Below are 16,698 nucleotides of genomic sequence, written 5' to 3'. Positions count from 1 at the left end.
ATAATCTCTCACCTTTACTATTTATGGAGGCATACGGTCTTAAATGAGTCTTTTACATCTTTATCGGAAACCTGCTCTTGAAGAAACAAAAAAGAACAGCCTTTTAAAAGCTGTTAAGGAAAATATTTCTGAAACCGCAGAAGATATAGAAACAGAATACTGTTTTAATATCGAGACAATTTCTCCGCTCACAGATGAAGAGACCAATATCCTCAGATGGCTTCTTTCAGAGACCTTCGAACCTGAGAATTTTTCTGATAAAAGTTTTTTAACTTTTAACTCTGTTATTGAAGTCGGCCCTAGAATGAATTTCACGACTGCATGGTCAACAAATGCTGTTTCAGTATGCCAAGCGTGCGGCTTAAAAAAAATCACAAGAATAGAACGCTCAAGAAAATATAGACTTAAAACTGATGCTGCTCTGAGCAAAGAAAATCTAAATAAATTCCTGTATGAGATCCACGATCGAATGACTGAGTGCCAGTATCCTGAACCTCTGAAAACATTCGAGACAGGAATTAAATCAAAGCCTGTTTTCTTAATCCCGATGATAGAACAAGGAATCGATGCTTTAAAGAAAATAAATTTGGAGATGGGACTCGGGCTTGACGACTGGGACTTAAATTATTATTACAACCTTTTTGTGAATGACCTGAAGCGAAATCCTACGAATGTCGAATGCTTTGATTTAAGCCAGTCAAACAGCGAACACTCAAGACACTGGTTTTTCAGAGGGAAACTGATTGTTGGCAACAAAGAGATCAAAGAAACACTCATGCAGATAATCAAGCAAACATTGAAGGCAAATCCTAATAACAGTGTTATTGCATTTAAGGATAACTCGAGCGCTATCAAGGGATATGATATAAAAACAATCATCCCAGAAATTCAGGGGAAGTTTTCAAAATTTAAAGAAGCAAAACTTAAATATCATATTATCTTCACAGCAGAGACGCATAATTTTCCAAGCGGAGTTGCTCCGTTTCCCGGAGCAGAAACAGGAACAGGCGGAAGGATCAGGGATGTTCAGGCAACCGGCAAAGGATCTCTGGTTGTTGCAGGAACCGCTGCATATTGTGTCGGGAATCTTAATCTCCCGGGTTACAGCCTTCCATGGGAAGATATAAGTTTTGAGTATCCAGATAATTTAGCTTCGCCTTTACAGATTGAGCTTCAGGCAAGCAACGGAGCATCTGATTATGGGAATAAATTCGGAGAACCTTTGATTCAAGGATTCACCCGCTCTTTTGGGATGAGACTGCCTGACGGAGAAAGGCGCGAATGGATCAAACCGATAATGTTCACAGCCGGAGTAGGCCAGATAGATGCAAGGCACACAGAGAAAAATGAACCTGAAAAAGGAATGCTAGTTACAAAAATTGGGGGTCCTGCTTACAGGATTGGCATGGGCGGAGGCGCTGCATCGAGCATGATTCAGGGAGAAAACATCGCTGAGCTTGATTTCAATGCTGTTCAGCGCGGAGACGCTGAGATGGAACAAAAAGTAAACAGGGTAATCCGTGCATGTGTTGAGATGGGAGAGAAAAATCCAATTGTAAGCATACATGATCAGGGCGCTGGCGGAAATTGCAATGTAGTAAAAGAGATTATTTATCCTGCAGGCGCAAAGATAGAGGTAAGAAAAATACAATCAGGGGACAACACCCTCTCAGTCCTTGAGCTTTGGGGCGCTGAATATCAGGAACAAAACGCGCTTCTTATAAAACCGGAACATGCAGAACTTTTCGAAGATATATGCAAAAGGGAAAAAGTTCCGTGCGCATTCATAGGACAGATAACAGGCGACGGATACATAATTCTTTATGATGAAACTGACGGAAGCACGCCTGTTAATCTTGACCTGAAAAAAATCCTCGGAGAGATGCCGCAAAAAACATTTAAGCTGGACAGGATCAAGCCGCATCTTGAGCCTTTAAATCTGCCAGAAGGTCTGACTGTCAAATCTGCATTGGACAGGGTGTTGAGGCTTGTGTCTGTTGGCTCAAAGAGATTTCTTACAAATAAAGTGGATAGATGCGTCACAGGGCTTATCGCAAGACAACAGTGCGCAGGGCCTCTACATCTGACTGTTTCTAATGTTGCTGTTATAAGTCAGAGCCATTTTGCAGATGATAAAAATAATTATACAGGCGCAGCAATATCAATAGGCGAGCAGCCAATAAAAACATTAATAGATCCTTCTGCTGCTGCTCGGCTTACAGTGGGCGAGGCATTAACAAACATTGTCTGGGCAAAGATAAGCGCTATTGAAGATATCAAATGCTCGGGCAACTGGATGTGGGCAGCAAAACTTCCAGGCGAAGGAGCCAGACTTTTTGATGCGGCAATTGCCTTAAGAGACATAATGCTCGAATTAGGCATTGCAATCGACGGGGGGAAAGACAGTCTTTCGATGGCAGCAAAAGTCACGGACAAAAATAAAAAAACCGAGATGGTAAAATCTCCGGGCACACTGGTTATCTCAGCATATGCAGCCTGCCCTGATGTAACAAAAGTTATTACTCCTGATATTAAACAGCCCGGCAAGAGCAGGCTGATTTATATTGATTTAGGAAATAACAAAAACAGAATGGGCGGAACCGCGCTTGCTCATGTATATAACCAGATTGGGAATGAATCTCCTGATGTTGATAATTCAAAACTTCTTAAAAATTCATTTAATGCTGTTCAGGAACTGATATCAGAAAATTTGATCCTCTCAGGCCATGACAGAAGCGACGGTGGACTAATAACAACTCTGCTTGAGATGGCTTTTTCTGGAAACTGCGGAGTGGAGATTGATTTAAATGGAAAAGGCAGAGAGCTTGAGATTCTATTCTCAGAAGAACTCGGACTTGTTTTTGAATATCTTTCTGAAGATGAGAAAAAGATTCTGAATATCCTAAAGAATTTTTCTGTGCCTTTTCAGATCATCGGAAAAACTACAGAGAAAAAAAATATTGTCGTAAACATTAATAATAAGATTGTATTAAATGAAGACATGAGAGTTTTAAGAGACATATGGGAAGAGACAAGCTCTCAGCTTGACAGGCTTCAGGCAGATCCTGAATGCGTTGTCGAGGAAAAGAAAAACATCTTTGACAGGACTTCGCCTTCATATAAACTCACTTTCTCTACTGATATAACTCCTGACGCTGTTATGAAAAATAAAACAAAACCTTCTGTTGCAATAATACGCGAGGAAGGCAGCAACAGCGACAGAGAGATGACCTCTGCATTTTATCAAGCAGGTTTTGAAACATGGGATGTGACAATGACAGATTTTCTTGAAGGCAGAGTAAATCTGGATAATTTCAGGGGCATTGCATTTGTCGGCGGATTCAGTTATGCAGATGTCCTCGATTCTGCAAAGGGATGGGCAGGAGTTATCAAGTTCAATAAAAAGATATTTGAACAATTCCAGAAATTTTATGAAAGACCTGACACATTCAGCCTTGGCGTATGCAATGGCTGTCAGTTGATGGCTCTGCTTGGATGGGTGCCGTGGAGCGGGATACAAGACAAAGATCAGCCGCGGTTTATTCATAATATCTCGGGAAGATTCGAATCGAGATTTTCGACAGTAAAAATATTTGAAAGTCCTTCGATAATGCTCAAGGGAATGGAAGGCTCGATATTAGGAATATGGGTTGCTCACGGAGAAGGCAGGGCATATTTTCCTGATGAAAGTTTTCTTAAAAAAGTCGAAAGCAGCGGGCTTGCGCCTGTCAGATATGTTGACGATCAAGGCAATGTAACTAATAAATATCCGTTTAATCCTAACGGCTCATTAAACGGGATTGCAGCGCTCTGTTCTTCTGACGGCCGTCATCTTGCAATAATGCCCCATCCTGAAAGAACATTCTTAAAATGGCAGTGGCCATGGATGCCTGAGGACTGGAAGAAAAAATTAAAAGTATCTCCATGGCTAAGATTATTCCAGAATGCAAGACAGTGGTGCGAAAAATAGATCCTGTATTTTAAAATGTCATGTTTTATAAAATTCTGGCTGATGCAGTTGTCATAATCCATTTTCTCTGGATAATATTTATAATCTTCGGCGTATTCTGGGGAACAAGAAATAAAACCGTAAAAATAATCCATATCTCAGCTCTTGCATTTGCGGTAATAATTCAGGTCTCAGGATGGTACTGTCCGCTCACACATTTAGAAGTCTGGTTAAGAGCTAAACACGATCCTGCGCTTTCTTACACAGGTTCGTTCATAGCTTATTATGCAGAAAAAATAGTTTATATAAATCTTCCGAGAGACCTGATTATAATGCTCACAATATTTTTTGCAGGATTAAATATTTTCTTATATCTGCATAAAATAAAAAAATAAAAATTTTATATTTCAATCTTGACTCGAAGACTTTAATCTGATAATCTTTTCTTCATATGGATTTCGACAGGAAAAAAATTTTGGTTGCCGACGACAGTAAAACCTTCCTGATGTATACCACTTTGTTAGTGAAAAGAATGGGCTTTAATCCAATCTCAGCTGAAAACGGAATAGAAGCAATAAAAATCATGACTTCAATGCTTCCTGATGCTGTGATGCTTGATGTGCATATGCCTGTACTTGATGGAATTAAGACACTCAATCATATCAAGAGTGATTTAAGGACATCGAATATTCCTGTAATAATGATTTCTGTTGAATATGACGAAGATACAATAGCTAAATGTAAAAAATTCGGCTGTAATGATTATCTGACAAAGCCCTTGAAAATAAAACAATTACATTCAACTCTCCAGAACTGCCTTTTCAGTTCAGAAGGGAAACCCAGAAAACATATCAGGGTTTCTTTTAATGAAAAAGTTATAATTAAACATAATAACAATAAGTTCGATTTTGAATCTGAAAATCTTTCAGAAAGAGGTATATTTTTGAGCGGCAAAGAACATCTGCCGGTTGGTTCACATGTTCAGGTTAATTTCCCAATCAAAGACATGGATGCACTGTCGTTAGACGGAATAGTTATATACACAAAATCACTTTCAGGGCAAAATCCTTCAAGGATTCCAAGAGGCATGGCTATTGAATTTAAAGAGCCCAATATTGATGCTGCCGCAATCTTAAAAAATCATGTAACAAAGTTACTGGCTGATGATATTTTGCAGAATCAAGAAGAGCCTTTTTTTGATGCAGGTTGATAACCCTGTAAAAGTCCAGTAAAAATAAATTTTTCTTTTTTGTTTGAATATATACCAAATAAAAACAAAACCAACTTATTTCAGGAACAAAGCCATTTGTTCGAGGTGTTCACCTGGGAAGCAGATAGGATAGTTGTTGTCAAAGCATGCTGAGCAGTAATTTTCAGGGTTAGGCACCAGACTCTTCATGCCTTCGATGCTTAAATAGGAAAGTGTGTCTGCTGTTATAAACTTTCTTATCTCCTCTACATAATGGGATGATGCTATCAGTTCCTGTCTTGTCGGAGTATCAATCCCGTAAAAACACGGACCAATTGTAGGAGGAGAGCTTATTCTTACATGTACTTCTTTTGCGCCTCCCTGCTCCCTTAGCATTTTTACAATTTTTTTACTTGTTGTCCCTCTTACGATCGAATCATCTATAACTACTACTCTTTTTCCTTCAAGAATTTTTCTTACTGGATTTAGTTTTATCTTAACGCCAAAATGTCTGATGCTCTGCTTTGGCTCTATAAATGTTCTTCCTACATAGTGGTTTCTTATGAGGCCAAAATCAAAAGGTATTTTGCTCTCATCCGAAAAACCCAGCGCAGCAGGCACACCTGAGTCCGGCACTGGAATTACAAGGTCTGCATCAACACCGGATTCCCTTGCAAGCTGGGCACCTAACTGCTTTCTAATTTCATTTACATTTTGTCCGCCGAATATATAGCTGTCGGGTCTTGAGAAATATATGAATTCGAATATACATGATGCCTGTCTTGGAGCTGTAAGTACTTTCATTGATTTAAGACCATGCTCATTGCTTATAAGCATCTCTCCGGGTTCTATATCACGGATGTATTTTGCGCCTATAAGATCCAATGCGCATGTCTCTGATGCAACAACATAAGCGCCGTCAACACTGCCGAGGCTTAGAGGCCTAACTCCGTAAGCATCTCTTATTGCAATCAGCTCTTTTTCCCTTATTATTAAAAGGCTGAATGCACCGCAGATCTGTTTTGCCGCCTGAATAGCCCTGTCATAAAAATCATTTCCTTTGGAATGTGCTATCAGGTGGACGATCACCTCGCTGTCTGATGTTGATTGAAATATAGCGCCCTGCCTTTCCAGATCTGCCCTGAGTTCAGCTGCATTCACAAGATTCCCGTTATGTGCGATTGCAAGTGTGCCTAAAGCGAAATTAGCCATTATAGGCTGAACGTTTTTTAGAACACTGCTTCCTGCGGTCGAATATCGGTTATGACCGATTGCAATATTTCCCGGAAGTTTTTTCAGACGCTTCTCACTAAAGATATCTGCTACAAGTCCCATGGCTTTTTCTAGATGAAGCGTTTTCCCGTCAGACGAACAGATGCCTGCGCCTTCCTGTCCCCTGTGCTGCAGAGCGTACAAGCCAAGATACGTCAGATTAGCTGCTTCAGGATGGCCATATACTCCAAAAACACCGCATTCTTCATGAATATCGTACAGCATGCTGTATTTTAACATATAATCGGCTGACACACTTTATTTAAGACTTGTATAATCATTTTATTGCCATGAATCTCTTAAACTTATACAATAAGGTTATAAATGGAAAATATTTAAAATAAAATAACTTTAAAAGGAGGATTCATGACAGCAATTCTTATTATTTTTCTGGCATTAATCGTTTTTTCTCTGCTCTTGATGATAATTATCTTCAACTCGCTGGTGTCTCTGAGAAATCTGGTTCAGAATGCATGGAAACAGATCGATGTTCAGTTAAAAAGAAGGCATGACCTTATCCCGAATCTTGTCTCGACAGTAAAAGGCGCTATGGAGTTCGAGCAGGACACACTAGAAAAAGTTATCAACGCAAGGGCAAAGGCGGTCTCGGCGTCCGGAGTTCAGGATAAGGCTGATGCTGAAAACATGCTCACACAAGCTCTGGGCAGGCTCTTTGCGGTCATGGAGAATTATCCAAATTTAAAATCGAATGAAAACATCCTCAAACTTCAGGAAGAATTAACAACAACCGAAAACAGAATAGGATTCGCGCGCCAGCTATATAATGATCTGGTTGCTCAGTACAGAATCAAGCAGGAAGTATTCCCCAATAATATGATCGTTTCTATTTTAAGCGGGTTTAGCAAAGAAGAATATTTCAAGGCAGAAGAGGCTGACCGCGCAGTGCCGAATACTGACTTGAGCATCCGCAAAAAATAAATTAAATGGCTTTGACATTCTATGATATCGAGAAACAGAAGACATGGAGAATAGGAATATTCTTTGTCGTTCTGTTTTTTATCTACCTTGGGGCAATATTTGCTTTGGCTCTTGCCTTTGTTCCGTTTGCGATGTTCATCAATCCCTCGGGCATGTACAATCTCATTACATCAGGACATATACCTACGATTATAATCTTTGCGTGTATTTTTTCTTCTGTTCACTTTTATTTTTCTGCATCGAATGCTGTTCAGTATGTTAAAAATAATATAGGCGCAATAAATCCAGACCCTTCGGATGAGATACACAAGCAACTCTTAAACATAACCGATGAGATACAGATCGCATCCGGCAATAAAAACAAGATAGAATGCGTTGTTATTCCTACTCTTTCAATGAATGCGCTCTCGGCAGTTGACCTTAAAGGGAACGGCGTAATAGCTATAACAGAAGGTCTTATCTCAAGAGTGTCACGCGCTCAACTAGAGGCTGTGATGGCGCATGAGGCATATCATATACTCTCAGGAGATTGTCAGCAGGCAACGGTTGCAGCCAGTCTCTTCGGAATCCCTTCTGCAGTTATCGAAAAAATACAGACTTTGTCAGAAAACGAGAAGCCTGTAATTGCATCGCCTGCTTTTTTACTTGCATGGATTCTGATAAAACTCGGATATCTTCTTAATCTCTTTATATCAAGACAGAGGGAATACAGGGCTGATGCAGGAGCAGTGAAGATGACAAGAAATCCGCTTGCGCTTGCAGAGGTTCTTCATCTGCTCTCGCGCAGATGGAAAGGCGCGGGATTCATAAGCAATGGGCTTGAGATGCTATGCATAAGCAGTCCTTCGACCAGTCCACTCGATGAATCAGAAGGATTTGTTGCTGATCTCTTATCCACTCATCCTCCTATCAGTAAAAGAATTTCTGTTCTTCTGAATATGGCTCATGCAAATATATCCGAACTTGAAAAGACTAAAAAACCTTCTTTTGAGGATAAGATTAAAAAATCTGCAGGCAGCATGTTTTATGTGCTCGATAACAAATATCAGTGGCAGGGCCCCTTTTCATTGCAAGAAATTTCAGAGCTTCCATGGTTTTCTACTCTTACATGGATAAGCCCTGATGGTGTAACATTGACAAAGGCATCGGATAATGAGGTCTTAAATACAGTATTTAAAGAAAAATTGAGATTAGAGAATAATCCTAAGACAGACTATCAGTGTCCTGTCTGTCATCATAATCTTGTTGAAAAGACATATGATAAAACAACCGTATATCAATGCAGATTCTGCGGCGGCTCTCTGATGGGAGACGAGAAAATATCCCGCATAATCGCCAGAGGAGACGGGTGTTATCCTGATAGAATAAAGCTTATGTCAGACATCCTGCTCAAGGAAAATCAGATGAGAATGATGAAAAAAACAAATAATAAACAGCCTGCAGAACTTCTGAGCTGTCCGAAATGCAGTAAAAAAATGATGCGTTCATTTTACAGCATGGCGTATCTTGTGGAATTAGACAGATGCGCTTTGTGCAGGCTGACATGGTTTGAAGCAGACGAATTAAAGATACTTCAGTGTATGATAGAAAATAAAATGGCCGGCAAGCCGATAAAATATAATTCTTGAATGCGGGGTGAATATGAAAAGAAGAGAATTTTTAAAATTGGCAGCTGCCGCGGGACTAGCATCTTCAGGCATAGGCAGGCTTGTAAATACTGTCGAGGCAGCGCAGATTCCTGATCTTGTCGTTGCCCATGGTTCATCTCCTTCAAATATTACTCGCGCAGCTATCGATACAATGGGTGGAATAAAAAAATTCATATCCAGAGGGGACATTGTGGTTGTAAAGCCTAACATTGCGTGGGACAGACTCCCTGAGCATGCTGCAAATACAAATCCAGAAGTTGTTGCAACAGTCATCCAGATGTGTTTCGAGGCAGGTGCAAAAAAAGTTAAGGTCTTTGACAGGCCGGTCAATGATCCGAGACGCTGTTATGTTCAGAGCGGGATTGGAGATGCATCAAAAAAAGCAGGCGCGGAAGTCTCTTTTGTGGATGAGAGGAAATTTAAAGAAATAACAATAAAAGGCAATGCCCTCAAATCATGGCCTCTATACACAGAGATATTGGAAGCAGACAAAATTATTAACATACCCATAGCAAAACATCACGGTCTTTCAAAACTCACAATGTCCATGAAGAACTGGATGGGAGTGATGGGCGGAAGAAGAAGCAGCATTCACCAGCGGATAGATGAAAGTCTTGCCGACCTCGGGATCATCATAAAACCAACATTAACTATACTTGATGCTGTAAGGATACTTACAGGAAATGGTCCGCAGGGCGGAGATATTGCTGATGTTAAAAAACTCGATACTGTAATTGTCGGAGTAGATCAGGTCGCGGTTGATTCTTATGGAGCAACGCTTTTTGGGATGAAGGGAAGCGACCTCGGTTATCTGAAGATTGCAGATAAGATGGGACTAGGCAGAACAGACATTGAAAGACTCATGATTAAAAAAATAAACATCTAATGAAGAATCTGCGCAGGATAACACAAGGTTTATTTTTACTTGTCTTTATTTTTCTTTTTCTCCAGACAGAATCTAAGGGCAGGGATGAACTTGGCTATCCTGTAAAAATATTCCTCGACTTCGACCCTCTGATATCCATAACAACTTTGTTGTCGAATCATTCTGTTGCCGAAGGTTTTTATCTCTCGATAATCACAATAATCGCAACACTTCTGCTCGGAAGGGTTTTCTGCGGATGGGTCTGTCCTTTGGGCACTTTGAACAACATCATAGGCTCTCTCAAAAAGTATAATCCAAAAACAAAACCTCTTAATTGGCATAAAATTAAATATTATATTCTGATATTTTTAATCACATCATCTGTTTTCACTTTGCAGCTCTCAGGGATTCTGGATCCGCTCTCTCTGCTCATAAGGTCATTTTCAGTGAGCATATATCCGATATTTAATTATTCTGTAAGCGCATTCTTTGACGCTATATATAATCTAAACATCAGCGGACTATCTTCGATTTCAGAACCAGTATTCTCAGTTCTTAAAAAAACCCTGCTCTCATTCCAGCAGCCTTTTTATCTTCAGGCAGCGTTCGTTGGCGGGATATTTATTTTTATTCTTGGTCTTAATCTTTTTGAAAAAAGATTCTGGTGCAGATATTTCTGTCCTCTTGGAGCGCTGCTCGGAATTCTTTCGAGATTTTCCATTCTAAAAAGATCTGTGAGCGAAGGATGCAACTCATGCGGCGCATGCGGCAGTGTGTGTCAGGGCAATGCCTCGCCTGATCAAAAAGAAAAATGGAGGGATGCAGAGTGCTACTACTGTTGGAACTGCGACGATATATGCCCTCAAAATGCAGTGAGCTTTGGATTCAAAGGCAGGAAGGCATCAGCATCAATGGATTTAGGAAGAAGAAGAGTGGTTACATCAATGATTACAGGAATCTCTGTTCTGCCTTTTCTCAGACAGAATCCGTTTTTAAATTCAGGCCATTATAAACAGGATTTAATAAGACCTCCCGGTTCTCTTGAAGAAAAAGATTTTCTTCAAAAATGCGTAAAATGCGGCGAATGTATGAAGGTCTGCATCACAAACGGACTTCAACCGACTTTTTTGGAAGCAGGGTTTGAAGGGATATGGTCTCCGATTCTTGTGCCGCGGATTGGATACTGCGAATACAGATGCACTCTGTGCGGACAGGTCTGCCCAACAGGCGCGATAAAAAAATTGGATTTAAAAGAAAAAGCGAAGATAAAAATAGGTCTTGCTATGATAGACAAAGGCAGATGCCTGCCTCATGCACATGCAACTCCATGCATCGTGTGCGAAGAAGTCTGTCCTACTCCTAAAAAAGCAATATGGTTTGAAAAAACAAAGGTCAGAGACAGAAACAGAAAGGAGATTCTTATTCAACAGCCGAGAGTTGACCTTGATCTCTGCATTGGCTGCGGAATCTGCGAGACAAAGTGTCCTGTTGTTGATAAACCTGCGATATATGTGACAAGCATCGGAGAGTCCCGTTCAAAAGAAAATCAGGTCTTGCTTAAATAATCTTAAAAATGTTTTGAAATAAATTTATTAAGCCCATCGATATAAGTCTTTCCTGATATTACAAAACCTTCATTATGAGTTCCTGATATCTCGAGAAATTCCTTGGGTCCTTTTGCAGCATAAAAAATCTCTAAGCCGTGTTCGAATGGTATCATCTCATCCTGCGGGCTGTGGATAAAAAGCTTGGGAGTGTTTATGTTTTTGACTTTATCTATTGTGGAATATTGAAAACGTGATATGAGTTTTACAGGCAGGTACGGATAAAGCCTTTGCCCCAGTTCAGGTATGGATTTGAATCCTGATTCAATAATCAATGCACCTGCCTTATGCTTTGAGGCAAGTTCAGCAGCAACAGCGCTTCCCAGTGATCTGCCGAAAATAAGAATTTTTTTAGGAGATATACGTTTTGTTTTAACAAGATAATCCCATGCCGCTTCTGCGTCCAAATATGTCCCCTTCTCTGTTGGTCTGCCCCCGCTTTTCCCGTAACCCCTGTAATCAAAAATAAGCACGCTCATTCGCAGATCATGGAATATGAGTATTGAATCGGTCCTGTGCGAGATATTTCCAGCATTGCCGTGACAGAAAAGAACAACTCCCCTTTCATTCTTAGCCGGAATATACCAAGCTGAAATGTTCACTTTGTCGCTTGTTTCTATTGTAAGGTTCTCAAATTTCAGGCCGATATTTTTAGGGTTTTTCGCTATATCTTTAGTTGGGAAATAAACCATATTGTCCTGGAATGCATAAACAAATAATATTAGCAGAAGATAACCTGAAGCAATTCCTATAACAGAAGCTATAAATACTCTTTTAACTTTATTGTTCATAATATTAAATCCATGCTCTGCATCATAAAGCAAGAATATTATATAATAACCAAAGCCGAAGTGGCGGAACTGGCAGACGCGCTAGGTTCAGGGTCTAGTGGTCGCAAGACTGTGCGGGTTCAAATCCCGCCTTCGGCACCAATTTTTATCGCTTCTTTTAAATCAACTGCTCCTGAATAAATCGCTTTTCCGACAATTACTCCCCATAGATTTTTTATTTGTTTGAGGTTTTTAATGTCTTCTAATGACGAAACTCCGCCTGATGCGATGACGGGAATTTGAACATTGTCAACCATTTCCAGCATTGCTTTTATATTCGGGCCTGTGAGCATTCCGTCTCTGGAAATATCTGTGTATATTATTCCTGCTGCTCCTGAGTTCTCAGAATCTCTCGCAAGTTTTTTTGCGTCGAAATCAGTATCCTCGACCCAGCCTTTTACAGCAGCCTTCCCATTTCTTGCGTCTATCCCTACAAGAATTTTACCGTAGTATTTTTTGCAGGCTTCTTTAAAAAGATCAGGATTCTCTATTACTGCAGTGCCTAGTATTATTCTGTTGACGCCGATATTTATCAGTTTGTCGATTTTTTTTATATCCCTGATTCCTCCGCCGACTTCTATATCAAGAGAGACTGCTTTTCTTATTTCTATGATTGCGTCAAGATTTTTCTGACTTCCTGTGAATGCGCCGTCAAGGTCGACAACATGCAGAAGTTTTGCTCCGCAGGACTCCCATAGTCTTGCTGTTTCAGCAGGCGAATTTGAATAAACAGTAACTTCTTCTTTTTTCCCCTGAAGAAGCCTTACGCATTGTCCTTGCTTCAAATCTATTGCAGGAATAACGATCATGGAGTAATATAACATAATATATTACGCATAGATTACTGACACTCAGACTAAATTCTATTAGAGGAAAAATGAAAAATCTAGAAGCAAAATTAAAAAAATATACTGCAGTTGGCATGATTTTATTTGTATTTGCCGCATCAAGCTTAATATGCCCTAACAGCGCATCTTCATTTACCATTCCGGAAAAATTTACATATGACATAACATGGACAGGCATAAAAGCCGGCACATCAACACTCGAAATAACAGAAACAGACGAGCATATCAAGATTATGAGCACTGCAAAATCTGCAGACTGGGTGTCTGTTTTCTACACGGTTGAAGACAGAATAGAAAGCACTCTGTTGAAAAATCCACATATAGCTTTCGGCGCACAGCCTTCTCATTACAGAGTGAAGATACGGGAGGGCAGACACAGAAGAGATAAAGAATTTGTTTTTAGAAACGATATCAGTAAAGTTACTTATATTGATTACATAAACAATGAAAAAATTGTCTACGATCTTCCGTCATTTGCCTTCGACACTCTTGCAAGCTTTTACTATCTTAGAACTCTTCGACTCGAAGTCGGGAAATCCCTTCACGTTACTGTTTTCGACAATAAAAAAGTCTGGAATGTTGAGGTTTTCGTGCTGAAAAAAGAAAAAATAATGACACCGAAGGGAATGGTAGATACTCTCCTCGTAAAGCCCTCTATGCAGTCTGAGGGAATTTTCTTCAAAAAAGGCGATGTCTATATATGGGTTACTGATGACGAAAAGAGAATTCCTGTCAAACTCTCTGCCAAAATAGCGATAGGCTCTGTCACAGCCACAATTACCGGAGGCATGTATTGATCCCACTGTCAGTTGTGATCATTACAAAAAATGAAGAAAAAAATATAGCTGACGCTTTAGAAAGCGTAAGAGATGCCGCGGAGATAGTTATTTTTGATTCATTCAGCACAGATAAAACATTGGAGATATGTAAAAAATACACAGACAAAATTTTTCAAAAAGAATGGCAGGGATACGCAAAGCAAAAACAGTCTGCGGTAGATATTGCTAAGAACAGATGGGTTCTTATACTTGATGCGGATGAGCGAGTTACTGCTGAACTCAAAAATGAGATAAAAAATGCAATAGAAAATGATGGATTTGATGGGTTTTATCTTCCAAGAAAAAATTTTTTCTTGGGCAAGTGGATAAAACACAGCGGCTGGTGGCCTGATTATACCCTCAGAGTTTTCAAAAAAGATTCAGGACATATGGAAGAGCGGGAAGTTCATGAAAAAATAATTTTGAATGGCAGCGCTGCATACCTTAAAAACCATCTTGAGCACTATACTTATACCTCAATCTCGGAGTTTATAAAAAAAATGGATAATTATTCCTCTCTCAGCGCAAGAGAGATGGAAAAAAATGGGGTTTCAGCCGGAATTTTTGATTTGACAATAAAGCCCCTTGCCACATTCATCAAGATGTTTTTTATAAGAATGGGCTTTATGGATGGATTGCATGGATTGATACTTGCAGTATTTTACAGTTATTATACTTTCCTCAAATACGCAAAAACATGGGAAATGAGCAAAAAATAATCGGAGGATTCAGATGCAGATTGGGATAATAGGAACAGGTTACGTAGGTCTTGTTACTGGAGCCTGTTTTGCAGAGTTCGGCTTGAATGTAATTTGTGTAGACAAAGATAAGAAGAAAATACGCACTCTCAAAAAAGGACATATACCATTTTACGAACCAGGACTTGATGATGTTGTTCAGAAAAACATCAAAAACAAAAGATTGAAATTCACAACAAAAATTAAAGAGGCAGTAGAGTCCTCTTCAGTAATATTCATTGCAGTGGGAACTCCTCCAAGAGGAGACGGTTCTGCTGATCTTAGTTATGTTGAAGGAGTTTCCAAGGAAATATCAAAGCATATGAACAGCTATAAGATCATCGTAACAAAGAGCACTGTCCCTGTTGGTACCGGCAGAAAACTCAAAGAAATAGTCTCAAAACACCTCAGCGAAGAAATTGATTTTGATATTGTCTCAAATCCTGAATTTCTCAGGGAAGGCGCGGCAATAGAGGATTTTATGAGGCCCAACAGAGTCATCATAGGCGCACACAGCCATAAGGCAATAGCAGTGATGAAGGATCTTTATAAGCCTCTCTATCTGCTAGAAACACCTTTTGTTATAACTGATATAGAGACAGCTGAATTGATAAAATACGCCTCTAATTCTTTCCTTGCAGCAAAAATCTCATTTATAAACGAGATAGCAAATTTGTGCGAAAAGGTCGGCGCTGATGTTAATACCGTTGCCAAAGGCATGGGGCTTGATCATAGGATTGGTTCCAAGTTTCTTCATGCAGGCCCTGGGTTCGGAGGATCATGTTTTCCAAAAGATGTAAAGGCTCTTCTGAATGCGGGTAAAAAAAATAATGTTGCTATGAATGTTGTCAAGGCAGTTATTAAAACTAATGACATGCAGCGTGATCTCGCAGTTCAGAAGATAAAAAAAGAGCTTAAAAATCTCAAAGGTAAAAAAATTGCAGTGCTTGGAATTGCATTCAAGCCAAATACAGATGACATACGCGAAGCCCCTTCTCTTTTCATAATCGAGAAACTAATCAAGTATGGAGCAAAAGTGACAGCATATGATCCGGCTGCAATAGACAATGCAAAAGAAATAATGCCAGATATTAATTACTGCAAGGGAATTTCAGAAGCAATTAAGGGCGCCGATGCCATCGTAATTGTCACGGAATGGAATGAGTTTAGAAATCTGGACATGGATAAAATAAAGAAACTCCTTAAACAGCCTTATTTCTTTGATCTGAGAAATATCTACGAGCCGGAAAAAATGAAACAGCTCGGCTTCAAGTATTTCTCTACTGGAAGGATATAAAACTGTACGGCTGCCTTAAAGCTTTTAAGCTCTAAGCCTTATAAGTCCAATAGCAAATCTAAATCTGCGTGCTTAAAAATCTAAGCTGTTTTGCAGCCGGCAACCAGATTAAGATTGGCGTCCTGAACTTTATACGCAAGTTTTTCCTTACCGTTGAAGGAAAGTATTCCCCTCTTCATCTCGACCACAGACGGGTTTTTACACTTAAACTTCTCAATAAGGAAATTTGCAGCAGCCTCAGGCTTGATGATGTCTCCGCATGTGAAGATATCAACAGCAGCATAACCATATTCAGGCCATGTGTGAATAGACAAATGCGACTCAGCTATAATTACCATGCCGCTTATTCCAAATGGACTGAATTCATGGAAGGAAACATCAATGATAGTTGCTCTGGCCTTTTTTGCTGCCGAGACCATCGCATTTTTGACTTTCTCGAGGCTTTTGATTATCTCAGGGTCACAATCCTTAAGCTCAACCAATAAGTGTTTGCCTAAAGCATGCAACTCTCTACCTCCCCCCAGTTATTTCTGTTAAGAGAGTACTACGACCCTCTATTAGTCAAATAAATTACAGCAAATTGACCTGCTTGTCAAGAATTTTTTGAGTCGCAGGTTTTTGAAAAGTTTTCAGAAAAACTTTTTTTGCCAAATTTGTCTGATTGAATTTCTTTTTCGATCGCATTAAGCTATATTATAAAC

General features: G+C 39.6%; 14 protein-coding genes and 1 tRNA gene. 11 read left to right on the top strand and 4 right to left on the bottom strand.

The genetic code is table 11. The features are described from left to right. Positions 1–43: 43 nt before the first annotated feature. Genes purL through LLF28_06830 form a run of 3 tightly spaced genes read left to right on the top strand, consistent with a single transcriptional unit; the run spans position 44 to position 5,159 of the window. The gene (purL, locus tag LLF28_06840) at positions 44–3,970 is read left to right on the top strand and encodes a phosphoribosylformylglycinamidine synthase (protein MCE5195151.1); all 3,927 of its coding nucleotides are present in this window, start codon (positions 44–46) and stop codon (positions 3,968–3,970) included. A gap of 20 nt (positions 3,971–3,990) precedes the next feature. Then, a complete protein-coding gene (locus LLF28_06835; GenBank protein ID MCE5195150.1) occupies positions 3,991–4,344 on the top strand; it encodes a DUF2784 domain-containing protein in 354 nt (117 codons plus the stop codon). A gap of 56 nt (positions 4,345–4,400) precedes the next feature. Continuing rightward, positions 4,401–5,159, top strand: a complete 759-nt coding sequence (locus LLF28_06830) for a response regulator (GenBank protein MCE5195149.1) — start codon at positions 4,401–4,403, stop codon at positions 5,157–5,159. A 75-nt stretch (positions 5,160–5,234) separates the two neighbouring features. On the opposite strand, the gene purF is transcribed toward LLF28_06830, so the two are convergent. Next, the gene (gene purF / locus LLF28_06825) at positions 5,235–6,650 is read right to left on the bottom strand and encodes an amidophosphoribosyltransferase (protein ID MCE5195148.1); all 1,416 of its coding nucleotides are present in this window, start codon (positions 6,648–6,650) and stop codon (positions 5,235–5,237) included. Positions 6,651–6,776: 126 nt separating this feature from the next. Here purF and LLF28_06820 point away from each other — a divergent pair, with 126 nt between their 5' ends. Genes LLF28_06820 through LLF28_06805 form a run of 4 tightly spaced genes read left to right on the top strand, consistent with a single transcriptional unit; the run spans position 6,777 to position 11,428 of the window. After that, entirely contained in the window at positions 6,777–7,349 is a 573-nt protein-coding gene (locus tag LLF28_06820) for a LemA family protein (protein MCE5195147.1), read from the top strand. A gap of 5 nt (positions 7,350–7,354) precedes the next feature. Then, positions 7,355–8,977, top strand: a complete 1,623-nt coding sequence (locus LLF28_06815; protein MCE5195146.1) for a zinc metalloprotease HtpX — start codon at positions 7,355–7,357, stop codon at positions 8,975–8,977. A 13-nt stretch (positions 8,978–8,990) separates the two neighbouring features. Then, on the top strand, positions 8,991–9,884 hold the full coding sequence (locus tag LLF28_06810; protein ID MCE5195145.1) for a DUF362 domain-containing protein: 894 nt from the start codon (positions 8,991–8,993) through the stop codon (positions 9,882–9,884). Further along, entirely contained in the window at positions 9,884–11,428 is a 1,545-nt protein-coding gene (locus tag LLF28_06805) for a 4Fe-4S binding protein (protein ID MCE5195144.1), read from the top strand. The genes LLF28_06810 and LLF28_06805 overlap by 1 nt, the downstream gene beginning before the upstream one ends. A gap of 2 nt (positions 11,429–11,430) precedes the next feature. Here LLF28_06805 and LLF28_06800 read toward each other — a convergent pair whose 3' ends face one another. After that, the gene (locus LLF28_06800) at positions 11,431–12,258 is read right to left on the bottom strand and encodes an alpha/beta hydrolase (GenBank protein ID MCE5195143.1); all 828 of its coding nucleotides are present in this window, start codon (positions 12,256–12,258) and stop codon (positions 11,431–11,433) included. A gap of 54 nt (positions 12,259–12,312) precedes the next feature. On the opposite strand from LLF28_06800, the gene LLF28_06795 reads away from it, so the two are divergent. Further along, positions 12,313–12,399 (top strand) — tRNA-Leu (locus LLF28_06795). Here the strand turns inward: LLF28_06795 and hisA are convergent. Then, entirely contained in the window at positions 12,378–13,106 is a 729-nt protein-coding gene (gene hisA, locus LLF28_06790; protein ID MCE5195142.1) for a 1-(5-phosphoribosyl)-5-[(5-phosphoribosylamino)methylideneamino]imidazole-4-carboxamide isomerase, read from the bottom strand. The genes LLF28_06795 and hisA overlap by 22 nt on opposite strands. A 68-nt stretch (positions 13,107–13,174) precedes the next feature. On the opposite strand from hisA, the gene LLF28_06785 reads away from it, so the two are divergent. From LLF28_06785 to LLF28_06775, 3 genes are read left to right on the top strand one after another with little or no spacing between them, the layout of a single operon-like run. After that, positions 13,175–13,942: a DUF3108 domain-containing protein gene (locus LLF28_06785; protein ID MCE5195141.1), complete on the top strand. Its 768-nt coding sequence runs from the start codon at positions 13,175–13,177 to the stop codon at positions 13,940–13,942. Then, positions 13,939–14,682 (top strand): glycosyltransferase family 2 protein, encoded by a 744-nt coding sequence (locus tag LLF28_06780; GenBank protein ID MCE5195140.1) that lies wholly within the window; start codon positions 13,939–13,941, stop codon positions 14,680–14,682. Before LLF28_06785 ends, LLF28_06780 begins: the two co-directional genes overlap by 4 nt. 13 nt (positions 14,683–14,695) lie before the next feature. After that, on the top strand, positions 14,696–15,997 hold the full coding sequence (locus LLF28_06775; protein MCE5195139.1) for a UDP-glucose/GDP-mannose dehydrogenase family protein: 1,302 nt from the start codon (positions 14,696–14,698) through the stop codon (positions 15,995–15,997). 80 nt (positions 15,998–16,077) lie between these two features. Here the strand turns inward: LLF28_06775 and speD are convergent, their stop codons facing one another. Continuing rightward, positions 16,078–16,503: an adenosylmethionine decarboxylase gene (speD, locus tag LLF28_06770; protein ID MCE5195138.1), complete on the bottom strand. Its 426-nt coding sequence runs from the start codon at positions 16,501–16,503 to the stop codon at positions 16,078–16,080. Positions 16,504–16,698 lie beyond the last annotated feature (195 nt).

The sequence above is a fragment of the Nitrospiraceae bacterium genome, from assembly GCA_021373015.1.
Lineage (GTDB): Bacteria > Nitrospirota > Thermodesulfovibrionia > Thermodesulfovibrionales > UBA1546 > JAJFTJ01.
The sequence above is the reverse complement of the archived record's forward strand: the minus strand, read 5'-3'. Positions and strand labels throughout refer to the sequence as shown.